The following is a 22,837-nucleotide window of genomic DNA, read 5'->3' on the forward strand; positions in this document are numbered from 1 at the left end:
TATTTAGAGGGCAATGTTTACACCCAACATAAATACCCGTGGTTTTGGGTAGGCGTACAAATCTACTCCCTGGTCGAAGGGAGAGCCCGAGGTAGAAACCTCAGGATCGTATCCCTGAAATTTCGTGTTCAGGAAGAAGTTTTGTACCGATACAAAGGCACGTAGCCGGTTGAGGTGCAGGCGCTGGATCAGTTCGGGCTCGAACGTATACGCAAACAACAGGTTTCTTCCACGAAGGAAGGAACCATCCTGTGCGCGGTCCGAATCGTTGAAGGTGTTGTAGCCGGCGGTCAAAGGCCGCAACTCGGCGATGTTCGTGTTTTGGTTGTCAGGGGTCCAGGCATTTAGTACCGTGCGGAAACTATTGGCAATACCTTGCCTGTCCTCGGCGGAGTGCTTGCTTCTCCACAAGACCTGATTGCCATACATAAATTGCAGGTCCACCATCAATTCAAAATTCTTGTACTGAAAAGTGTTCATTAGGGTACCAAACCCTTTGGGAATACCTTGTCCGATGATCACCCGGTCGTTGTCGTTGATAGCGCCGTCACCATTCACATCTTCGTACTTGATATCACCCGGTAATTTGAAATACTGAGCAGCCAGGTCGGCTTCGTCGGTATCCCAGGTGCCCAGGTGGACAAATCCAAAGAAGGAACTTACCGGCTCTCCTTCACGAATGATGGTGGATCCCGAAAAAATATCGGCCCCACCCGTCAGCTCCAGTACCGTATTTTTGTTGACCGAAATATTGAAATGGGTGTCCCATTTAAAATCATTGTTGACCACGTTTACGGAGTTCAAGGCAAATTCTACCCCTTTGTTTTCCATGCTTCCTATGTTTTGGGTAACCTGGGTGTAGCCACTGCTGGAGGGTACGGGTGCATTGAGCAGCATGTCTTCGGTAAGCTTTCGGTACAGGTCTACTTCAAAAGTGAGGCGGTTGTTAAACAAGCCCAATTCCAGTCCCACGTCGGTCTGGAACGTTTTTTCCCAGCGCAGATCGGGGTTAGCCAATCGGTTGATACCCAATCCGATGGAACGGGAGTTATTAAAAATCACCGTATAGTTACCCATTCCGGCCAGGGCCTGATAGGCGGGTATTTCAGAGTTCCCCGTAACCCCATAGCTACTTCTGAGTTTTAAATTTGAAATGGTTCGGCTATCCTTTAGGAAGTCCTCTTCGGAGACTCGCCAGGCCAATGCTGCCGATGGAAAGACAGCATAGCGGTTGGCTTCACCAAATTTGGAAGAGCCGTCGATTCGTCCGGTAAAGGTAAGCAGGTATTTTTCCTTGAGGTTGTAATTAAACCGTCCAAAATAGGAATTCAACCCGTATGCAGAAGTCCCGGAAGTGGTTTGGAACACGTTGGCACCGGCTCCCAGATTATTGAACTTGAAATAGTCGTCTTGAAAATCCCTGGACCGGGCCATGCTGTTAAAGCGGTCCACGTGCTGCCAGGAAATCCCCAGCAAGGCATTGATGGACTGGTTTTCGTCGATCTCCTTGGTATAGGTCAGGTAGTTTTCAAATTGCCAGGAATTCAGCCGGTCGTTCATTACGTAGGCGTCTCCCCGTTGGTTTCTGGCGATGTAATTGAGCATGCGGCCGCCGTAATAGTCTACGCGCTGATTGATGATGTTGGTGGCCAATACCGAGCGGAACTCCAGGCCTTCGGCCAGGTTGAAGTTGGCATACAGGTTGCCCAGCATGGTCTGGGTATTGAGGATGTATACCCGGTCTTCAACCACGTGCAGCGGGTTATTGCCGCCTTCCATACCGGGATAATCTTCGTTTCCAGCCCAGGAGCCGTCGGCGTATTTCACCGGAATGATGGGTAATGCTTCCAGGACCTGCCGCATGGCAATGATGCCACCGGCACCGAGAGGATCCACCTGGCTTTCTTTTTGGTCGGTATAGCTGAGGCTACCACCTACTTTCAACCAATCCTTTATTTGGCTGTCAAAGACAAACCGGCCTGCATACCGCTTCAGGTAGGAGCCACGCATCAGACCTTCTTCATTTCGATGGTTTATGTATATACCATAGGAGTCTTTTTCGTTGCCTCCGGTGAGTCCCAACTGGTAATTTTGTGTGACTGCCTGGCGGAAGGACTCGTCCTGCCAGTCGGTATCGTGAAGGGGATTGCCATTGGCATCAAACAGACGTGGGTTGGTTCGTTTGAGTTGCGGGTCCCGGTAAATGCCATTCGCCCATCCGGTGGGATCGTACTTTTGGGCATTTTGGTAGGCGATGTCTTCGACCATTAAAAACTCCTCGGAATTAAGTAGGGGTATTTTTTTCGGGAGTACACCCACACTTACGTCTGTATCGAAGGTTATCACACCGCCGGTACTGCTGCCTCGTTTGGTGGTCACCAGAATAACGCCATTGGCTCCCCTGGCGCCATAGATCGCCGTGGCAGACGCATCTTTCAATACCTCGACCGAAGCGATGTCGTTCGGGTTGATGTAGTCAATCGGAGTACTGCCATTGGCCAGGCCCGCAGCATGAATGATGACTCCGTCAATTACGTAAAGCGGGTCGTTGGCAATACTCACCGAGGTATTTCCCCGAATTCGGATATTGGCTCTTCCGCCGGGACGCCCCGAGTTTACGGATACATTTACTCCCTGTATCCGCCCGGAAAGGGCCTGGTTAAGGGAGGCAGATGGCCGTTCTTGCAGCTCGTCGGCACTCACCGAACCGACCGCCCCGGTCAAATCCGATTTTTTCTGAGTACCGTAGCCGACAACCACTACCTCCGATAAGTCCGAAAAAGACGAACGAAGCGTGATTTCTACTTGAGTTACCCCAGATTGAACGGGGATTTCCTGTGTTTCGTACCCGATAAAACTAGCGACAAGTACTTCTCCATCGCTCACTTCCAGGCTAAATTCCCCGTCGATGTCCGAGACGGTACCCCGGGTAGTGCCTTTTACCAGCACAGAGACCCCCGGAATCAATTCCTGGTCTTCCTGCGATTTCACAACTCCAGAGACGGTGCGTTGTCCCTGGGCCATCGCCTGTTCACCGAGCAAAAGCAGTGAAAAGGCGACTACGACCCAGCCATAGTTAAAGGGTTCAAAGAAAAATTTTTTCATAAGAGTTAAGGTTTATTGATTAATTGATTATAGATATAAATACTTGAACCATAATAAGGTATTTCAAGTATTTTCCCTAAAAATAGAGGAAAATAAAAAATATTCTATTATGTACTGTCCTGTATAGTGCTATTTTAAGGTGGTATTAAGCGTTTTTTCCCAATACTGTTTTATAGATGGAAATATATCCGGATTAAACGGCTAGTTTGGGAGATGGGCGGAGCGTGATTTTTATCATCAAAATTCTGCCATAAATCACCGAACCTTGATTATTTGTTATCTTTGTTCCTGCCACAGTTTGAAATCGGAACGATAGCAATGAACTCGATTAGATTTATTTACCTCAGGATGTTGATACTGGGAAGTTTTGCAAGCCTGTTTGCCTGCAGCTCAACCGCCTACCAGGCGAAAAAGAAGGTGTATCTTTTTTCTTACTTTACCGGTAATGGTGAAGATGGGTTGCATTTGGCTTATTCGCTGGACGGGTATCAATTCAAGCCTTTGGAAGAAGGCAGGTCCTTGCTTACGCCAACCGCAGGTGGGGATAAACTCATGCGGGATCCCTGCATTGTGCAGGGAAGGGATGGAAGATTCCATATGGTGTGGACCGTAAGCTGGAACGAAAAAGGATTGGGATATGCCTACACGGATGACCTGGTTAACTGGTCGGAGCAACAATTCATCCCCGTGATGGAACACGAACCAAATGCCAGAAATACCTGGGCACCCGAGATTTTTTACGACGAAGAGCAGGATACCTACCTGATTTATTGGTCCAGTACCGTGACCGGCCGCTTCCCGGAAACCCAATTGGAAGATGAAAACGGCTACAATCATCGCCAATATTATGTGACTACCAAGGATTTTATTTCTTTTTCTGAAACCCGCCTTTTTTACGAGCCTGGTTTCAATGTAATTGATGGCACCATTCGGGAAGTTGACGGAGAGTACCTGCTATTTGTCAAAGATGAAACCCGGCAGCCGCCGAAGAAAAACATTCGGATTGCCAGAAGTCAGCGACCCGAAGGCCCTTACGGTCCAGCCGGAAAGCCCATCACCGGCGACTATTGGGCGGAAGGGCCCACCGTGGCTAAAGTCGGCGATTATTACCTGGTATATTTCGATAAGTACAGAGAAAACCGAATGGGTGCAGTAATGTCCTCTGATCTGGAAAACTGGACCGATATTTCCTCCCGGATAAATTTCCCGGAAGGGAGTAGGCACGGAACGGTTTTTCAGGTAGATAAGCGCTTCTTTGACAAGCTACCGTTTAAGCGGTAGCTAATTCCCAATCCATGGCCTGGTAGCAACGGTTACCGGGCAGCTGGCTGCCAAACTGCCAAAAGAAGGGTCCATCGAATGGGGCTTAATCTCAGGTAGAACGAAAGTCCGAAGCTCGTGCGTTCGGAATCTTACAGCGATACAGGCTTAGTAATGAATGGGTTGATTTACCGAAAAAAATTATTCGGACCTTGTGGGAGGAATAATTGGATATTTCTTTGCTGAAAAACATTTTATTTTTCATTTTTGCAAGCACATGCGCACGTGGCGAAATTGGTAGACGCACTGTCTTCAGGCGGCAGCGCCTTCGGGTGTGAAGGTTCGAATCCTTTCGTGCGCACTTGTTATTTTCCGGACCATTTTTTCCGTAAGATGCGTACAAAGTTCTCGTTTTTTTCCAGTACGGGAAAATCGTCTCCAAGCAGGTAGCCGTAGGGCTGCAGCGAAGGTATCCGGTCGAAGGCAATTTTTATTATTCCCACCAGGGGGATGAATAATACCATTCCGGAAATTCCCCAAATACCTCCGCCGATCAGTATTGCCAGGACCACAACGAGTACGTTCACTTTTACCTTTGATCCTACCACCAATGGCGTGATCAGGTTGTTTTCCAGCAGTTGAATTCCCCACAATACCAATAACGTAACCATCGGAAGCAGAAAAGTGTCGGTAGTCAGGAATACGTATAAAATAACCAATACGGAACTGACTACCACGCCGATATAGGGAATGAGATTCATGACGGCAATAAACAAGGCGAAAAGGAAGTAATACTTGATGCCAATGAGGTAAAAATAAATGCCAGCCATGACGGCTACCAAAAAGGTGACTTTCAACATGCCAACCAAATAGGCGTGAATGACTTTCCCGGAATCCGTCACCCAGGCCAGTATGGCCTCATTACTTTTCGACGAGGCCTTTAGTAAAAATGCGACAAAGAAATCCTTGTAATAGAGCAATAAGAAAATATACAGCGGAATAATTCCAATCAATGTCAGGGATTTTCCCGTATTGAACACCGTCTCATTGAGGTTTTCCAGCGGTACCCAGTTGAGAGATTCCCACTGTTCCAAACCGCCTATACCGGCAATCCCCAGCCAGTTTTCGATTTCGATCAGGTAATTGTTGATTTTTTCCTGAAGGATGCTACCAATTTCGGGGATGTCAGCGATGAGCAATATCATTTGGTTTAACAAGATGTAAATCACCGTTGCACCGACAATGCTCACCAGGACGAGGCTTATTCCGATCGCGATGGCTCGAGGAAAACGCCTGTTTTCCAGCCAGTTACTCATTGGATGCAATGCAAAGGCAAAAAACACACCCCAAATAAAAGGAACGAGTATAAACGAACCTACGTGCATCACCCAAAGGATCAAGACAAGGGAGAGCAGGGAATATGCAGTCAGCTGTATGGGATGGTAGTTGCCAGGCATCATGGGGAGATATTATTTATGCATCTAAAATTAACGATATGGCGGACAGGAATCAAAAATTAGCGTCCGGAATATCCTTCCGGCAATTCCTTTCATTGAAAATAACAATTAAACAAAAATTTGCGTATTAGTACCGATTGATGTAATATTGTAGCATCAAGAAAAGCAGAAGATCGCCATCCTGGAGATTTTAGTATTGTCTGTATACCTTTTTATACCAATCAAGATACATACCATTTCATCATTTACACAGTCTAGAATTACATTCACACGTTTTTTATGTATAACATAGAAGAATTAAGAATCAGGCTATTGTCTGAATTGAAAGAAATTGCAGAGGAGCTGGGGGTTAAAAATTTCAAGTCATTAAAGAAAGAGGATTTGGTGTATGCCATTCTGGACCAGCAAGCGATTACTCCTGAGAAATCGCTTCCAAAGAAGAAGCCATCAAAGGTAGAGACGGAAGTGGCAGTGGAAGAAGAAGTAGCCGGGCAATCCAAGGCGGGAGGAGAAGAGAAACCCAAGTTCAGACGACAGAATGTAACAGAGATTCCGAAAGATGAAAAAGGTAAAAACGAAAGTGTAGACAAGGAGGAAAAACAGAAAAAACCCTCAACAGAGAATTTTTCCAAAGCCAAAGCCGATATTTCCGACAAAAGATCCAAAGAGAAAGCAGATACAAAAAAGCAGGAAGACACTACAAATAAAGCGGGCGGAAAAACAGACGATTCCAAAGGCCGCAGTTTTAGACCCAGACGAAGGGCGGTAGTGGATGTTGAAGAATTAAAGTCAGGAAACGACTCAAGTTCCACGCCGGTATCGGAGCAGGATTTTTCGAAAAAAAAGAGGCCCCAAAGAGGGGGAAGAGCAGCCGCAGCCGGATTCCACCTTCATACCCAAAAGAAAGACTTCGGTTACAATCAAGGATTTTGACGGCATCATCGAAAATTCAGGCGTGTTGGAAATCATGTCCGACGGCTATGGATTTTTACGTTCCCTGGATTACAATTACCTGGCTTCACCGGACGATATCTACGTTTCTCCTTCACAGATTAAACTTTTTGGATTGAAAACAGGGGACAATATCCAGGGGCAAATACGGCCTCCCAAGGAAGGTGAAAAGTATTTTGCGCTTTTGAAAGTAGGAACCGTTAACGGTAAGACTTCCGACGAAATCAGAGATCGGATTCCGTTCGAATACCTTACTCCTCTGTTTCCAGAGGAGCGGTTGCGCCTGACAACCAAACCCGACAATTACTCGACCCGTATTGTGGACCTTTTTGCACCCATCGGAAAGGGACAGCGGGGAATGATCGTGGCCCAACCAAAAACGGGAAAAACCGTTTTGCTGCAAAAGATCGCCAACGCCATTGCCGAAAATCATCCGGAGGTGCATCTGATGATTTTATTGATTGACGAGCGTCCGGAAGAAGTCACGGACATGGCCCGGTCGGTAAAAGCAGAAGTGATCTCGTCTACGTTCGATGAACAGGCAGAACGACACGTGAAAGTTGCGGCACTTGTGTTGGAGAAGGCAAAGCGCATGGTGGAATGCGGCCACGACGTGGTGATTTTACTCGATTCCATTACACGCCTCGCCCGTGCTCACAATACCGTGGTACCTTCTTCCGGCAAGATTTTGTCCGGTGGAGTGGATGCCAATGCGCTACACAAACCCAAACGATTTTTTGGAGCGGCCCGAAATGTAGAAAACGGTGGATCGCTCACCATTATCGCAACTGCACTGGTGGAGACCGGGTCCAAAATGGATGAGGTCATTTTCGAAGAATTCAAAGGAACCGGTAACATGGAGTTGTCACTTGATCGAAAATTGTCCAACCGACGTATTTACCCCGCTATCGATGTGCCAGGATCCGGGACGAGGAGGGAAGACCTACTCATGGACAAGGAAGAAATGCAACGCGTTTGGATTCTGCGAAAAATCATGTCCGACATGACCTCTCAGGAAGCCATGGAGTTTCTTTTGCAGCGAATGAAAGGAACCAGAGACAATGCCGAATTTCTTATCAGTATGAATGGGTGATTTTCCCAATGCTCATTATCACAAAGCGGCGGCTTTTCCTTAGGGGATCGCCGCTTTTTTTATCCGAAACGATCGGCCAGGCTCTCCTCTTCAAAAAGCCTCCCCTGCCAAAACAGGCTCCTGTCCCGAACCCGTCCCTCCACCACTTGTTTGTACAGGTTGGACCGGCAAGCGATTGCGTTCAATACCTTCCAAAGTGGGATTCACCCGTTATAAAGGGTAGATCCCTTCGCGGAATTTTCGGTTATACCGCCTGGTAACCGAATGGGAATCGGAGCTCCCGGGGGCTGTGCAGCGAAATCGTAGCTGTGGCGGAGGGTCGGGTACTAAGCGTGTTACGGTAGCGCCAATATCCCGGTGTCCTCCTTTACCCCTGCTACATCCCATGTCACGGATTATAAGGGGAAACTATATATTCAAAATACAAAAAGTAATAGTTGAAAAATTTTCACCCTTGATTTTTCTGGTTTTGGCTGCCATTATCCCCGCTTGAACGAATAATTTCCTGTCAGCGGCGATTGGTTCGTAGGTTTAGGCTACAATCTATTTCGGACAGCTATGAAAACCTTTTTCCTAACCACGCAGAATCTAGCGCTTTTCCTTGCAGGCCTAGGGGTATTTTCCTCTCTCGGACAGGCCCTTGCACAGAATTTCACAAGTGTTGCAGACGGTGAATGGCAGCAGACCGCTACCTGGAGTAGTTCTACTTCTTGCTCCTCCCATCAAAATCTGAGTCATGGCTTCCCGCCGATTTCAAAGAACTGGGGGTGTGCCATAAGCGTGGGCATCAATCACGAGGTGACGTTTAATGGGAATGCTTCCGGTTTTGGCAGCGGTACGTTTTCGGGGTTATCCTTAGGGAGCAATGCAAAGTTGATTTTTAATGGAGACCTGACGATCAATGGTGGAGGCTCTGTTCCCCAGATCGTATTGGAAGAAGGCGCAGAATTGATTGTAAACGGACAATTCGTCATCGATCGGAAAGTCAGCATAGTCGTTCCAAACAACGCCAAAATGACGGTTAGGGAGTTTGTGATTGGAAACAATCAGCCGACCATCACGGTGGAAGAAGGTGGGATGCTGGAAGTGTTGGAAACAACCGTTATGCGAAGCAATGCAAATCTGAACGTATACGGTGTTTTTGAGACGGTGGATTTGAATTATACCTCCGGAGGGACCGTGACCGTAGGCGCTCAAAGCGGGACAGCTCTGGTAACAGGTGATCTCGAAATAACCAATGGCACCTTGGAGGTGAATGGAGATGGTAGCATCCTTGTAGAGGGGACTACCTCTACCGGACAAAGTGGGTCAATACGGTTGGCAAACCATGCGAACGGGAGGTTTATGGGCAATGTCACCATGGGAAACGGGGGGTCCCTACAGGCCGAAAACAATGCTACCTTTACGTTTGAGGAATACCTGCAGACGAGTGGAGGTGCGACCATTACCCTGAGAAATGCTGCCATGGGAGTGATTAAAAAAGATGTCACCATGACTAATGGCTCCTTTCACCTACACAATACTTCGGAAATTTTTGTTGGAGGAAAGCTGACTGCATCCAACGGAGGTTCCGTTAATGGCAAAAATAACACTGGGTTTTTCATTTGCGACTACCCAAATTCTACCCAAAGAGAAACCTACCATATTTCCATGCAAAACAATGCCTTTTATGGAGAAGGGTGCCTGGCTTTACCCGTGGTGTGGAAATCCGTTTCCGTAAGCCCGCTAGCTGTCCAGGGGAATCAATTGGTTTGGAAAACCGCCAAAGAAACCGCATCCAGCCACTACGAGATCGAACGATCCATTGGCGGGGTTGGAAATTTTCAGAAACTGGGAGAAGTTACCGCCGCAGGATGGACTACGGCTGAAACCCGGTATACTTTTGAAGACCGGCGCCTTGACGGCGCTCAGGGGATGGTTTATTACCGCCTGAAGCAGGTTGACTTTACCGGCGAAAGCGACTACAGTCAAGTGGTTTCTACCAAAGTGGTAAACCATGCACCGGTGGAAGTTGACTGGACTGCATTTCCGAATCCCAGCAACGGGTCGAATTTGCAGGTAAAAGTAAGCAGGGGCGTAGTCTCCGGCCCGGTACGTGCCCGATTTTCCTCCGGATCCTCATCGGTGTCCTTTGAGGGTGAAGTTGGAATGGCCTTGGATCAATGGCTGAGAGAAGTCATTCAAAAAGCTTCCAAAGGCGTCTGTGTATTGGAGCTGGTTTATAACGGAAAGGTGGACCGGATTAAAATCATGAAAGTTTAACCGGGGCAGCCTATTCACAGCTAACCAAAAACATCGGTAGCTGGCTATTCCGCGTTTCGTTTTCCTTCCCTGGAAGGATCTCTTGAAAAATGAGATTCTTAGCGGATTGACGCCTCAGACGGGTACTTTCAACGGAACACATTTCCCAAAAAGCAATCAAAGAAAGTTCGTTTTTTACCTTTTGTTCTTCGGCAAAACGAAAGCATAACCGGATATACCGGGATAAATGATGGAAAATAAATACCAATGACCTATTTCCCGGGGCTCCTCCAATTGTAGCGGTAATGGCTGGAAATCATGGGTATCGTTTTTGGGATGGCTCAAAGCAGCCTGTACGCCCCGGTGAATCGCTATACAACGGCACCAATGGTCGGAGAGGGGTCCGGCAGGTTCGGGCTTGTTGGCCAGTCGTTCCGCAAACGATTCGGTGGGCTGTATGGAGAATGGTTTTCAGTCGCCATTTGTTTCGAGAGAATACCTCGTGCCAGCAATCACTTGGGACGAGATGCAACCCACCGGTCAGGTACGACATGAAATTTTTCGGTTCTTTAGCGGGCAAAAACGGTGCAGCACAGGCAATATCTTTTTCCCTTACCGAGGAAAGATGCAGGCTTTTTCCTCGACGAGGCGGTGCGCACCCTCGTTTTCATCGATCTCATTCATTCCCGGCCTCCCGGTTCAGGGCAGGGAGCATTAACCCGCGGCCCGCCCACGAACGAGCGGAAGTTGAATTTTTTTTTAATTTGTAGTACCTTCCCGGCTCGTGTTTTTACCCCTACTCACCCCAGGAATGCAACCACTGGACGTATTAAAGCAATATTTTGGATACGCTTCCTTTCGAGGCAAGCAAGAGGCAATCATCGAAAAGGTACTGGCAAAAAAAGATTGCATTGCCTTGATGCCTACCGGAGCAGGCAAGTCGGTTTGTTACCAGGTACCCGCAATGATTCTTCCTGGCCTGACCCTGGTGATTTCTCCGCTAATTGCATTGATGAAGGACCAGGTGGATGCCCTGAACGAATTAGGGATACCTGCGGCATTTCTGAACTCAAGCCAGGATATCAGCGAGCAGCGTCACATCTCTGACGAAGTGTCCAAGGGTAGAATCAAACTGTTGTATGTGGCGCCGGAACGCCTTTTTGGGGGGACTTACCCCTTGCTGGACCTGCTCGCTACGTTGAACCTGTCCTTGGTGGCAGTGGACGAGGCGCATTGTGTTTCCCAATGGGGGCATGATTTCAGGCCGGAATACCTAAATTTGGGGAAGCTACGGGGTATTTTTCCCGATACCACTTTTTTGGCACTTACGGCCACTGCCGACCCACAAACCAGGGCTGATATTGCATCGGGGTTGCAGCTGGTACAACCGGAATGGTTCATCTCTTCTTTTGACCGTCCCAATATTACCTATCGCGTGGGTCTACGCTCGGACGCATTTGGGAAGCTGCTGGATTTTTTGTCCGTCCGTCCCCGGGATTCCGGCATTGTGTATTGCTTGTCCCGGAAATCGGTGGAGGAAACGGCGGCAAAGTTGCAAGCCAATGGCCATGAGGCGGTTCCGTATCATGCCGGCCTTCCCAGGGAAATCCGGCAGGCCAACCAGGAAAAATTCCTTCGGGATGAGGTGCGGATCATTGTGGCTACGGTGGCTTTTGGAATGGGGATAGACAAGTCGAACGTCCGCTTTGTGGTGCATACCAATATGCCACAGAACATCGAAAGCTATTACCAGGAAACCGGACGTGCCGGCAGGGATGGACTGCCGAGCGAGGCACTGCTCTTTTACAGCATCGGGGATAGCATTACCCTCTCACGCATGCTGGAAACTGCCGAGGATCCCGGATATGTGCGCCACATGAAGGCCAAGTTAGAAACGATGGTTCGGTATTGTCAATCCAGCGAATGCAGGAGAAAATTTTTACTGCAGTATTTTGGAGAAGCTTACCCGGGGGAATGCGGAAATTGTGATCGCTGTCTTCAGAAAAACGACAAAGAGGACATGACGATTTATTCCCAGATGCTGCTTTCGGCAGTGGTGCGGTTGGAACAAAAATTTGGATTGGGGCAGGTAATTTTGGTTTTGAAAGGGTCTCAGTCAGCCAAAATATCCGGATGGCAGAAGGAGTTGTCGGTGTTTGGTATCGGAAAGGACCGACCTGCGGAATTCTGGAAATCACTGGGTCGACAGCTGATCGCGGAAGGGTATCTGATACAGGAGGATCCCCTTCGACCGATTGTTAAACTCAGCCAAATGGCCTGGGAAACATTGAAAAAAAAAGACAGGATCTTTCTCCGGATGGAAACGGCGGAGATGCACCCGGAAGAAAGGGAAAGCGAACAGGACGACAAGTTGCTTGAAAAACTGAAGGCCTTGCGCCGTTCGCTGGCGAGAAAGCAAGACGTTCCTCCCTATATCATCTTTTCCGACGCGACACTGGTGGGAATGGCGAAAAAGTACCCAACGAGCAAGCAAGCGCTTCTTCAGATACACGGAGTAGGGAACCAGAAGCTGGAAAACTATGGGGATTCGTTTTTGAAGGTAATTCAGCACTACCTGGAAGAAAATCCTTCGATCTCCGGGACAGGCGGCCCCTCCATGCCCCCCTCGCCGAAAAGAATCGGCAAACAAAGTAATCCTTCTTCCATAAACGAGACCTTAGCCTTGCTTAACCGGGGAAATTCACTGGATGAAATTGTGGAAAAAAGAGGACTGGCCCGAAGTACGATCGAGGGGCACGTGGTGAAATTGCTGGCCTCCGGGGAGAGTATGCCGGAGGATTGGCTTTCTGACATGCAACTTCAGGAAATCGGGGATGCGGCCACCCATCTTCAAACCACCCTTTTGAATCCGCTTAAAGCGCATTTCGGAGAAAAATACAGCTATTTTGAGCTTCGCGTAGGTGTATGGGCAGTCAAGAGCCGAGAATAGATGCAGACGAAGGAATCGGGATAGGAATTGTCGAGTGGTTGTTTTCGAGTTTTTCCCCTGCCATGGGAGGGGTAGTCTGAAGCTGCTTGTGTCGGGGCAGCGACCGGCCCTGCGCTGAGGTAGGAATGATTTGGATTTTTTGGCACTGCCGTTTCGATCTGCTCGCCGGCAGGTCGCCCCGTATTGTACTGCTTGGGATCCTGTCCAATGATCCGATCGTGTTGAACCCGAACGATGTATTCGAATTTTTACTGTGGAGATAGAACGCTGCAAAATCGGCCGCTTCGCTCTACTTTTCGGATGTATCGCAGGGATGGCTACGCCTCAGTCTCCGAAGTGGCTGATTTTGCCGCATGTATTAGCCATTCCCGGTGTTCGGAACGGGCTGTCACGAACCTTAATCCCTAATCCGGGTTGAAAAAATTACCGATGAATGATCCGACTCACCCTCAACTAACTCCTTCAAGAATGCAAAAAAAATACCCCGATCGGGGTATTTTTTGTTGATGCCTCTTTATCTACCTTTGATACGGGTGATTAAGCAACTTTTTAAACTTACCTTTTGCAACGTTCTAAAGGGCAATTTTACAGCTATTTTTTGGCCCTTTTTTATTGCTTAATCCACGCAAGACTAATCTCATCCGGCGTCTTCATCCGATCCGCCAGTCGCATGTACCGGGCGGATAGACCCGCAAGGTATTCCTGGGCCTTTGCTGCCACATCGTTCAAGCCGGTCACGGTTTCCACTTTCCAAAGCTTGACCAAATGGTCAATGATACGGGCGTAATCCCATCCTGTGTAAATTCCCACTTTTTGCGTAATGGCGGAAAACTGGTCAAAAATCGAAGGATTGCTGCCTCCCTCACCCATCAGCACGGCCGGCATCACGATTTGTTTCCGCATCATTTTTTCAAACGCGAGCATGGCTCCGTTAGGGTCAATATCGAAAATCTCCGTCATGAAGCTTTTATAAGCTTTTTCATGCCGGGCCTCGTCACCGGCGATTTGCTTACAGATTTTACCAAGCACCAGGTCCCCGGCTTTATCGGCCAATTTACCCGTATTGACGTGGGATATTTTTGTGGCCCGCTCCTGAAAGGAAGTATAGATAATGGCTTGGTAGGGGTCTTTCTCAGAGCGGGGGTCAAATCCGTTGTAGATCAATCGGTGGATCGTTTGTTCTACTTTTCGCATATCTGCCCGACCTGAGAGGTACAGGTACTTGTTCAGAAGGTCCCCGTGTCGATTTTCTTCGGCAGTCCAGGCTTTGGTCCATTTTACCCACCCTTTATCGCTTGTCAGCGATCCTTCTTCATTGATGCCGACCAGCATGTTGAAATAGGTTTGGTAACTTGGTAGCGCCTCTTCGGTAATCATATTTCCAACGAGCGAGGTGATGATTGTATCCGGTATTTCTGCGGCACGTTCCCGTAATAACTTCACCTGATCGAGCGCATCGGGTTGGGTCATGTCCGGAAGAAAGTCGGTAGGTTGCCAACAATCATCCGGGTCCATGAGTGTGGATTTAACTGTTTCCGTTACAAAGTCATCCAACTGACTGATGACCTCTGCATTTTTTTCGAGTTCGTAATTGATATTTTCTGACTTATTCATAAACTATGCGTTCGCTTTTCGAGGTTAATTTGTTTTATTACGCCAAAACATTCACACCTTTTCACAAATTAACAACATTGCTGTCAAAAATTAAAGGCTAGTTTCTTAACAGCAACCTTTTATTCTTTACCTGCTATAACGAAAGCAATGGAATATTCATTCAATTTGGTGTAGTATTCCCTCAGCCGTTTAGTAGGTTAATGAATAGGCCGCCACTTTGTTTTTGAAAAAGGTAGGAACCAAAACGATATTTTCATCGGGAATAAACCCAATATCTGCTGTGTTGGACTCCTCCTTTGTTGTATCCAGAATTTTCGTTGCCGTGCCATCCTGCACCAGGTAGACCTCACCGGCCCACCGGCTTGCAATAAATGTTTTTTCGTCAAGGATGATTAGTCCATCGCCACCCGTGACTTCGGAGTTTATTATTTCGAAACTACCGTCACTGTTGTATTGTTTCAATCCCTCCGCATCCAATCCATACAGGATGCCTCCGTTCCCAATGCGCAGTCCGTTGATGTTCTTTTGCTCAGAGGCAAACGTGTGGATTTCTCCATCTTCCAGGTAGTGAATGGTATTGGTACGCATGTCGGAAAAATACACCTTTTCTCCGTCGCTTGTCGCATCATTCAGGAAAACTGCCCCTTCCACTTCGTAGGTTTCGGTAATCTCTCCGGTGGCCAGGTCAATCGCTACCAACTCATCAATATCGGTGACGTATAAGTGATCGTTCATTACGGTCATTCCTTTCGGAGCATGTAAGCCGGATACCCAATCCCGTTCCAGAATTTCCCCGCTAGTACTTACCTTGGAGATGGACCCCACACCATCTTTTTCATCGGGGCCTCCTTCAATATTGGCCACATACAAAATGCCGTCACCTGCTTCAAAATGAACCGACTCGTTCGTGGTGAGTTCTGCGGGGGTTTCCCAAAGCAGTTCCATACCGGGTTCGTTAGGGGCTTCTGTCACTGCGGCACTTTCGCTTTCCTGATTGGTGGTGGACGGTCCGCAGCCTGTGGCCAGGCCAACGATTGCACCGATGCAAAATAAATGGAGTATAGATGGTTTTGCTGAAAATTTCATTGGCTTATACATTTGGTTCAGACTCTAATTTCGTCAATTTTTCGGTGAATTCTTACGATTCCTCAAAAAATGAATTTTTCCAGGGAAGTGGGTTAAAGCTGAAAGATCTGTATATTTGGTTTCTACGTTGCACTATAAACAACCACTATCAACAAAAATTACAAAAAATGAAAAAAGGTATCTATGCAGTAACACTACTTTCAGTCATGCTTGGTTTTTCCTGCACTTCCGAGAAAAGTGAAACCGTCGATTATGCGGCGCTTTCGGAGGAGGACCGTATGCGGGTTGCCACTGAATTGGCCCAACAGACGATCATGGTTGACGGCCATGTGGATTTACCCTACCGAATGAAAGTTGGAGGCTTTACGCTTCAGCGGGAAATTTTGGATGTGTCTACGCGGACAGAAGGAGGTAATTTTGATTTTCCGCGTTCCAAAGAAGGAGGGCTTGACGCTCCGTTTATGTCAATATACATTCCTGCCCGCTACCAGGAAATGGGAGGTGCCAAGGCATTGGCAGATTCTCTGATTTTGATGACAGAGCGGTTGACAACCACCTGGCCGGATAAATTTGGAATGGCTTACAGTCCGGCGGACATACGTGCCAATTTTGAGAAAGGTCGGATTTCTCTTCCTATGGGTATGGAAAATGGTGCCCCGATTGAGGATAAGCTCGAAAACCTTGCCTATTTCCACGAGCGTGGAATCCGCTATATCACCCTTACGCACAGCAAAGACAACCTGATCGGAGATTCTTCTTACGATACCACATACATTCATGGGGGACTTAGTGAATTCGGCGTAGAGGTCGTCAAAGAAATGAATCGCCTGGGCATCATGGTGGATATCTCCCACGTGTCGGATGATACATTTTACGATGTACTGGATGTGACCCAGGTACCGGTGATTGCCTCCCATTCTTCGGCCAGGCATTATACTCCTGGATTTGAGCGCAATATGGGGGATGAAATGATTCGAAAACTGGCTGAAAACGGAGGAGTGATAATGATCAACTTTGGAGGAAGTTTCGTTGATCAGGATTTCAGAGAGGGAAACGATGCGGTACGCGAGCACCTGGTGAATTGGTTGGCTGAAAATGAACTAAGCCGAAACGATCCCGAAGCCCAACAATACATTTCCGAGTACGTGGCTGCCAATAACCCGTTCCCTTCCGTTCAAAAAGTGGCCGACCACTTTGACCATATCGTGGCATTGGTCGGAATCGACCACTTGGGGTTTGGATCCGATTTTGACGGGGTGGGAGATACGCTGCCTACCGGGCTGAAGGACGTGTCCATGTACCCCAATTTGATTGCCGAATTGTTAAAACGGGGATACAGCAAGGAGGACATCGAGAAAGTATGTTACAAAAATCTATTTCGGGTGTGGGAAGCGGTGGAAAAATTTGCCGCTGATAATGCCTAAAGTAAAAAGAGCCACCTCAACATCGTTGGGTGGCTCTTTTTCGTTATTTTTTATTTGTTTTCCAGTGTAACCGCAGGAATCAGAATTCGCTAATGTAGTTATCCCTTGGTCATTTTGTTAAAGATTTCCAACTGCTCCTTCATAGCTGCGATGCGGTCTGTAGGACTGGTGCGCGCCTCTAATAGAATCCATCCGTCGTAATTGATCTCTCCAAACAGATTCATGAGCTGTTGGTAAGGATAGTTGCCGACATTCAGTTCGCGAATGTGAACCGTGTCGCCAAACCACTTTTTTACGGAATTGAAGTTTGCTTCCAGACCTGGAGGCAACAAATCTTCATCGTTGCAATTCCAGCACACTTTGACACTGTCCTGATCCACCTGATCAAAGATTGCCTTCATATTCGGCAGCTGTTGGGTAAGTTTACCGTGTACTTCCACCCGGACCAATTGTCCGAGGTCTTTGGCATAGGCACCGACCTCATTGAACGAAGCGGCAATCTGAGCGATGGTCTTTTCCTTAGAGACCGATTCGGGTAACCCATTTGGCTTGACTTTGATGCCCGTAGCACCTATGTCTTTACAGAGCTTTAGGTATTCTTTGGTCCCTTCGATGTTTTGGCGAACTTCCGCCGGGTCCGTGTAATGGTAGGCAAAGTTGGACCCGTAACCCAGGCAGGTTACCGGGCTATCTGCGAAGCGTTTTTTTACCTCTCGTCGCTCGCGCGAAGAAAGCGTGGTTTCTACGCCATGGGCATGTTCCGTACGCAGTTCGACTCCCAGCAAGCCGGTTTTTTCACAATTGGCAATAAGGGTGGGGAGGTCCCAGTCTTTGCCCCACTGGTAGGTGACGAGGCCCAGCTTCATGCCGGATTCTTTGGCAAAAACGGGCAGTGCGTGCTGGCCGAGGATGGATACGCCAATTCCGGCGGCCACACTTTTTTGAAGAAAATGTCGCCTGGATAAGGGGTGGTCTGTCATGTTTCGAAGGTATTTAAGTGAAAGCCTGTTTGATACTTATTTTTTTGCGTAGGCATCGGCCAAAGCATTGATTTGTTCGTCCGAAAGTTCTTCGGACGCTACTACCAGCCGGTATTTAAAGGTGGCGGTTTCTCCGTTGCTCAAACTGAAATTCAGCTCGTTTTTGCCTTCGGAAAAAACCTTTTGCCCCAAGGTATTGGCGGAAAACAACCCATAATCACGGGCATGCCAGTAGGTAGGATACCCCACGTTGGAAGGATGGTCGATGATTACCAGCGATACGTCCTCTCCGTTGATTTCACTGGATAGTTTCATCCATCGGGCCCTGGTTCCCCATACATCTCCTCCTTCAATTCCTTCCGAACTTCTGTAGTTTCCCTTGACCAGGGTGTTGTCCATTTTTTCTACCCGGGTTTTTACGCCATGAGAGTCCACCAGCTCGGTGGGTTTATCGGTGGGGAGTTCCAATTCCCGGCTTACCCGAATGGCAAACATGCCTTCTTTGTTGTCTGTAAATTTCACCTCATCTACAGCGGCTGTAAGTGAGGTGGTGCGATCTATGATTCGCATTCCTTCAGTGGCTTGAAATTGGAATTCCGTCTCTTCCTCCAACAAGGTAGTGTTGTCGGGCGATTTCCACAGGGACTTGGTTTCCAACACAGCCTTTCCCTTTCCTCCTTTGGCTTTCTCTACCGATTGATGATAGATGGTTCCGTATCCTCCTTTTCTTTCCTGGGGGATGGCCTCGGAATTGTTCCAAAAATCAAGGCCGTTTACATCTCCGTAATTGAGCCAAATGCCCACGTGATGGGGGTGATCGGTTCGGTCTCCTTCCTTATTGATCAGCGGATAACTTCTGGTCAACATGTTTCCTTCCGGAGACATAACGGGCCACAAAACGGGCTTCATGATATTGTCCGGGTACATATAGGTGGTGAACAGATCTCCTCCTACCACGATATCTACTTTTTTTTCCGACTCGTTTACCTGTACCTCTACGGATTCTTTTTTGTTACTCTGACCGAAAAGCATCGTGCTGCTACTCATAATTGCGATCAATACTAGCGCCTGCGATTTCATATGATTTTACCTTTAATTTTAGTTTTACGGAAGTAATGCCAAAAAAACCGGGCAGGCCTGATAGCACCGCCGGTTTTTTCTGTCATTATTCAGCTTCATTAGGTGAAAATACCCAAGTAAGAGGGAGGTTAGACAATTTCTGGAACCTCGAAGCCCTCGCGGTAGTTTCGTTTCAACATTTCGTCCGCTTCCGGATCGTTCACAAAAGTCTCAGATTTCGGGTTAAAAGTAAGTACCCGTTCTAGCTTGTAAGCGATGTTGCCCAGGTGGGCCAATCCGGAGGACAGATGTGCCGTTTCTACCGGGCCATTCAGGATGGAAGCGTCGTGCTTGCGGACAGCCTCAATGAAGTTTGCAAAGTGTCCATCGGTACCTCCGGCTCCCCGGTCCATCCCGGAAGCAGACGGTCCTCCATCGGCTCCTGATTTACCAGGCGTGCGGTCTTTGCCCAGGAATGACTGGTACTTGTCGTAACCATCGACCACGATGTAGCCTTTGTCTCCATAGAAGATGTTACCGACCGTGGCACCACCTTCTTCGTTGGTACACCAAGGCCTAACTTCAAATTGGATGATCTTGTTTTCCTCCGGATAGTTGTACACCGAAGTGAGTACCTCGGGAACTTCTTTTGCATCGTCCCACAGGAATTTGCCTCCCATAGAGGTGATTTTAGTAGGAAGTCCCACGTCCAGGCCCCACATACAAAGGTCTGTTTCGTGAATGCCCTGGTTTCCCACATCTCCGTTTCCGTAATCCCAGTGCCAGTGCCAGTTGTAGTGTACCAGGTTGCGGGTAAAGGGACGCTTGGGAGCAGGACCTGTCCACAGGTCGTAATCGATTCCTTCGGGAACCGGAGAGAATCCTTTGTCTCCTATACTGGGTCTCCAGCGGAATACGATGCCGCGGGCCATGTAAACATTACCAATGTACCCGTCCCGAATCAATTGGATGGCTTCCTGAACGGCAGGAGAGCTTCTAAGCTGCACACCGTGCTGCACAATTCGGTCGTACTTGTGGGCGGCCTCTACCATTTTCCTTCCCTCCCAGATATTGTGAGAGCCGGGTTTTTCTACGTAGACGTCTTTGCCAGCCTGGCAGGCCCAGATTGTCGTCAGTGCATGCCAATGGTTGGGCGATGCGATGCTGATCACATCAATGTCCGGATCGTCTATTACCCGGCGCAAATCCTGTTCCAGGGCCACATCTTTTTTATAGGTATCCTTGAATTGTTTCTGTCGTTCCTTAAGCAGGTTCATGTCAGGATCGCAGAGGGTAGTAACCTGTACGTTTTCCTGATTCATTAGACTCTGAATGTGGTTCTTCCCCCTTCCATTCACCCCTAGTACCGCTGCATTGATGCGGTCATTGGCTCCAAACACGTTGGAGGAAAGTATGGTAGGAGCAACAATAGCTGCCGAACTTGCGATTGCTGATTTTTTTAGAAAAGTCCTTCTGGACGAATCGTTTGTCATAATATATGGTGTTTGAGTTTATAACCTTTTTACTTCCCTAAATTAAAAAATTCACCCGACTGCTACTGCCTCCGGGTGAATTTTTTATATGATCGGCATTACTCTCCGATGGCCCGCATGGGGTCTTGGTTCGGAGTGCCGGCTGGCTGAACCACATGAGTTAATGGCTCGATGTTGTTTTCGGCTCCGTTGTATCCGGTTGTTTGATTCAGGGTGGCTTCCACGTTTCCTACAAGGTAGGGCTGGTAGACTGGCCAGAACACGTGGTGCGGATCCATGGTGTATCTGGTGGTATTGTAAGTCGCCCAAGGCACCTCTTCCCGGAAGAAATTGTTTTTCTCCATCATACGATCGTAGTAGAAGCTATTGGCCGAGATGGCCTCTTCGATGTTGTTTCCACTGATGGAGTACGTCTTGCCATTGTAGGCCATCTTTCCGGTTTTTGCCAGGATAATGGAAATTCGTACCAGTTCGTCGTGACGGTACTCTTCGCCAAACAGTTCCCGGTTACGCTCGTCAAGGACGGCACCGATTCCTTCGGTTTGCATATCCGCTACGGTGTACATGTGGATGGCATTGGCACGCTGACGAATGGTATTGATGTCTTCGGCTGCGCCGGCGAGGTTGTCCTGCCAGAAACGTGCTTCGGCACGTACCAGATAGGCCTCTGCAATCCGCATGATGTACATGTCCATCTTACCCCCGTCCTGTCGGTCGGGCCGAGACTCCTGATTGACTGAGTAGAATTTGTACCGAGGATAACCGAACCAGCAGCGAATGGTGTCCTGGCAGGTCAGGTTGCCGTTTTCGTCGTACAAGCGCAGTGGCTGCATGTAGTAGGGACTTCCATCGTCCAGAAGTGAAGGGTTGTCGTACAATACGTCCTCCATTTCAAACCAATTCAGGTCCTTGTGTCGGTAGTCCTGCTCGTCAACCTCGCCTTTGAAGTTCCAGATTTCATACTGGGAATAGTTGGTAGGACGGGCAAATCCCTGACCACGACCCCATTTTTTCATCATGCGTCCCCGTGCATCGGAGGTGGACTGCTGTACATCCGTCCCGATCCGGGTGGTGCCAGGCTCCCAAACGCCCAGGTTGGTACTAACGAAGTTGGGACCCCAGGCGCGAATCCGGGCGGATCTTCCTTGTGTTCCCAAGATGAACGGTTCGTTTACTACCAGCCAGATTCCTTCCGGATTGGAAGTTTTCTGCGCTCCCTGATCCATGTGGAGGTAGTTAACGGCGTCTACCGGTGCAAATCCGGACCTGCCTGGAAGCGGGTTACCGGTATTCGGGTTATTGGTATTCGCTACTTCCACCTCGGTGACACCGGAGGGGATCATGTCGTCGGTGAACAGCTGGGATTCTCCCCCGTTGATCACGTCGTCCATCAGGCGCTCCGCATCGGCAAAGCGCTCGTTTAGCATGTAATACTTAGCCAGTAGAATACGAACCGCATCCTTCGGTGCTTGTCCGATGGGTAATTGGCTCTTTGGCTTCACGTGCTGAACCGCGTATTCCAGGTCGGTGATCATTTGATCCCAAATCCCTTGCATGTGAAATACCTTAAAATCCCTTCGGGCTTCGGATACCACGCTTAACGGAAAGGCTACGTTACCAAAATCCATGGTCAGTTGCATGTAAAAGAAGGCGCGTAGAAAATAGGCCGATCCCAGCAAGTGATTTCTCTCCGCATCGTTTGCTCCATCCGGCCATTCCGGCACGTCGATGTAATCGATTACCGTATTTGCCTTTTTGATGTGGTTGTAGTTATCTGCATAAAAGGAGCGCGCACGACCCGCATCGTTGTTTCGCGAATTCGTAGGAGTGGCGTAGGTACGCAAGTCCACAAAGGCATCTGGCTTATCGGTTGCCGATACCACCGAGGCGTCGCTCATGTTACTATTGAACATCAGTTCACGGGTATCCCCGTTCCATTGCGTCATTACTCCGTGCAGGGCGGCATCCAGTGCGGTTTGCAATCCGGCCGCATCCACGAAGGTGTTTTCGGGACTAAGGAAAGACAAGGGTTGTTCTTCCAAAAAATCCTCCTGACACGATACGGAGCCTAGGAGAAGTAGTGAAAGGCCTATTCCTTTGAATATTTTTAAATTCTTCATTGTT

Annotated in this window: 13 protein-coding genes, 1 tRNA gene and 1 pseudogene; 6 read left to right on the top strand and 9 right to left on the bottom strand. The window is 48.4% G+C overall.

The window, feature by feature from the left end; genetic code table 11:
* Positions 1-3 precede the first annotated feature (3 nt).
* On the bottom strand, positions 4-3,105 hold the full coding sequence (locus tag ABWH99_RS04245) for a SusC/RagA family TonB-linked outer membrane protein (RefSeq protein WP_375585064.1): 3,102 nt from the start codon (positions 3,103-3,105) through the stop codon (positions 4-6).
* Between the two features lie 318 nt (positions 3,106-3,423).
* Here ABWH99_RS04245 and ABWH99_RS04250 point away from each other — a divergent pair, with 318 nt between their 5' ends.
* Positions 3,424-4,386: a glycoside hydrolase family 43 protein gene (locus ABWH99_RS04250; protein WP_375585065.1), complete on the top strand. Its 963-nt coding sequence runs from the start codon at positions 3,424-3,426 to the stop codon at positions 4,384-4,386.
* 258 nt (positions 4,387-4,644) lie between these two features.
* Positions 4,645-4,726 (top strand) — tRNA-Leu (locus tag ABWH99_RS04255).
* A gap of 4 nt (positions 4,727-4,730) precedes the next feature.
* On the opposite strand, the gene ABWH99_RS04260 is transcribed toward ABWH99_RS04255, so the two are convergent.
* Positions 4,731-5,825 carry an AI-2E family transporter gene (locus tag ABWH99_RS04260; protein ID WP_375585066.1) on the bottom strand — a complete coding sequence of 365 codons (1,095 nt, stop codon included), beginning with the start codon at positions 5,823-5,825 and terminating at the stop codon, positions 4,731-4,733.
* 276 nt (positions 5,826-6,101) lie between these two features.
* Between ABWH99_RS04260 and rho the strand changes: the two are divergent.
* A pseudogene (gene rho / locus ABWH99_RS04265) lies at positions 6,102-7,866 on the top strand (transcription termination factor Rho).
* Positions 7,867-7,925: 59 nt separating this feature from the next.
* On the opposite strand, the gene ABWH99_RS04270 reads toward rho, so the two are convergent.
* Positions 7,926-8,051, bottom strand: coding sequence for a hypothetical protein (locus ABWH99_RS04270; protein WP_375585067.1), 126 nt, complete (start codon positions 8,049-8,051; stop codon positions 7,926-7,928).
* 373 nt (positions 8,052-8,424) lie between these two features.
* Here ABWH99_RS04270 and ABWH99_RS04275 point away from each other — a divergent pair, with 373 nt between their 5' ends.
* A complete protein-coding gene (locus ABWH99_RS04275; RefSeq protein WP_375585068.1) occupies positions 8,425-10,128 on the top strand; it encodes a hypothetical protein in 1,704 nt (567 codons plus the stop codon).
* Between the two features lie 790 nt (positions 10,129-10,918).
* A complete protein-coding gene (gene recQ / locus ABWH99_RS04280) occupies positions 10,919-13,057 on the top strand; it encodes a DNA helicase RecQ (RefSeq protein WP_375585069.1) in 2,139 nt (712 codons plus the stop codon).
* Between the two features lie 609 nt (positions 13,058-13,666).
* Here the strand turns inward: recQ and ABWH99_RS04285 are convergent.
* Positions 13,667-14,671, bottom strand: coding sequence for an acyl-ACP desaturase (locus ABWH99_RS04285; RefSeq protein ID WP_375585070.1), 1,005 nt, complete (start codon positions 14,669-14,671; stop codon positions 13,667-13,669).
* Positions 14,672-14,860: 189 nt separating this feature from the next.
* Positions 14,861-15,757 carry an ATP-binding protein gene (locus tag ABWH99_RS04290; RefSeq protein ID WP_375585071.1) on the bottom strand — a complete coding sequence of 299 codons (897 nt, stop codon included), beginning with the start codon at positions 15,755-15,757 and terminating at the stop codon, positions 14,861-14,863.
* A gap of 167 nt (positions 15,758-15,924) precedes the next feature.
* Here ABWH99_RS04290 and ABWH99_RS04295 point away from each other — a divergent pair, with 167 nt between their 5' ends.
* A complete protein-coding gene (locus ABWH99_RS04295; protein ID WP_375585072.1) occupies positions 15,925-17,181 on the top strand; it encodes a dipeptidase in 1,257 nt (418 codons plus the stop codon).
* Positions 17,182-17,279: 98 nt separating this feature from the next.
* On the opposite strand, the gene ABWH99_RS04300 is transcribed toward ABWH99_RS04295, so the two are convergent.
* The 4 genes from ABWH99_RS04300 to ABWH99_RS04315 all read right to left on the bottom strand — a co-directional run bounded on the left by ABWH99_RS04300 (position 17,280) and on the right by ABWH99_RS04315 (position 22,833).
* The gene (locus tag ABWH99_RS04300) at positions 17,280-18,161 is read right to left on the bottom strand and encodes a sugar phosphate isomerase/epimerase family protein (protein ID WP_375585073.1); all 882 of its coding nucleotides are present in this window, start codon (positions 18,159-18,161) and stop codon (positions 17,280-17,282) included.
* Between the two features lie 36 nt (positions 18,162-18,197).
* On the bottom strand, positions 18,198-19,208 hold the full coding sequence (locus ABWH99_RS04305) for a PmoA family protein (RefSeq protein WP_375585074.1): 1,011 nt from the start codon (positions 19,206-19,208) through the stop codon (positions 18,198-18,200).
* 161 nt (positions 19,209-19,369) lie between these two features.
* Positions 19,370-20,713, bottom strand: coding sequence for a Gfo/Idh/MocA family protein (locus ABWH99_RS04310; RefSeq protein ID WP_375585075.1), 1,344 nt, complete (start codon positions 20,711-20,713; stop codon positions 19,370-19,372).
* A 98-nt stretch (positions 20,714-20,811) separates the two neighbouring features.
* The gene (locus ABWH99_RS04315; protein WP_375585076.1) at positions 20,812-22,833 is read right to left on the bottom strand and encodes a RagB/SusD family nutrient uptake outer membrane protein; all 2,022 of its coding nucleotides are present in this window, start codon (positions 22,831-22,833) and stop codon (positions 20,812-20,814) included.
* Positions 22,834-22,837 lie beyond the last annotated feature (4 nt).

Origin of the sequence: Cyclobacterium xiamenense (assembly GCF_042140265.1) — a bacterium.
GTDB lineage: Bacteria > Bacteroidota > Bacteroidia > Cytophagales > Cyclobacteriaceae > Cyclobacterium > Cyclobacterium xiamenense_A.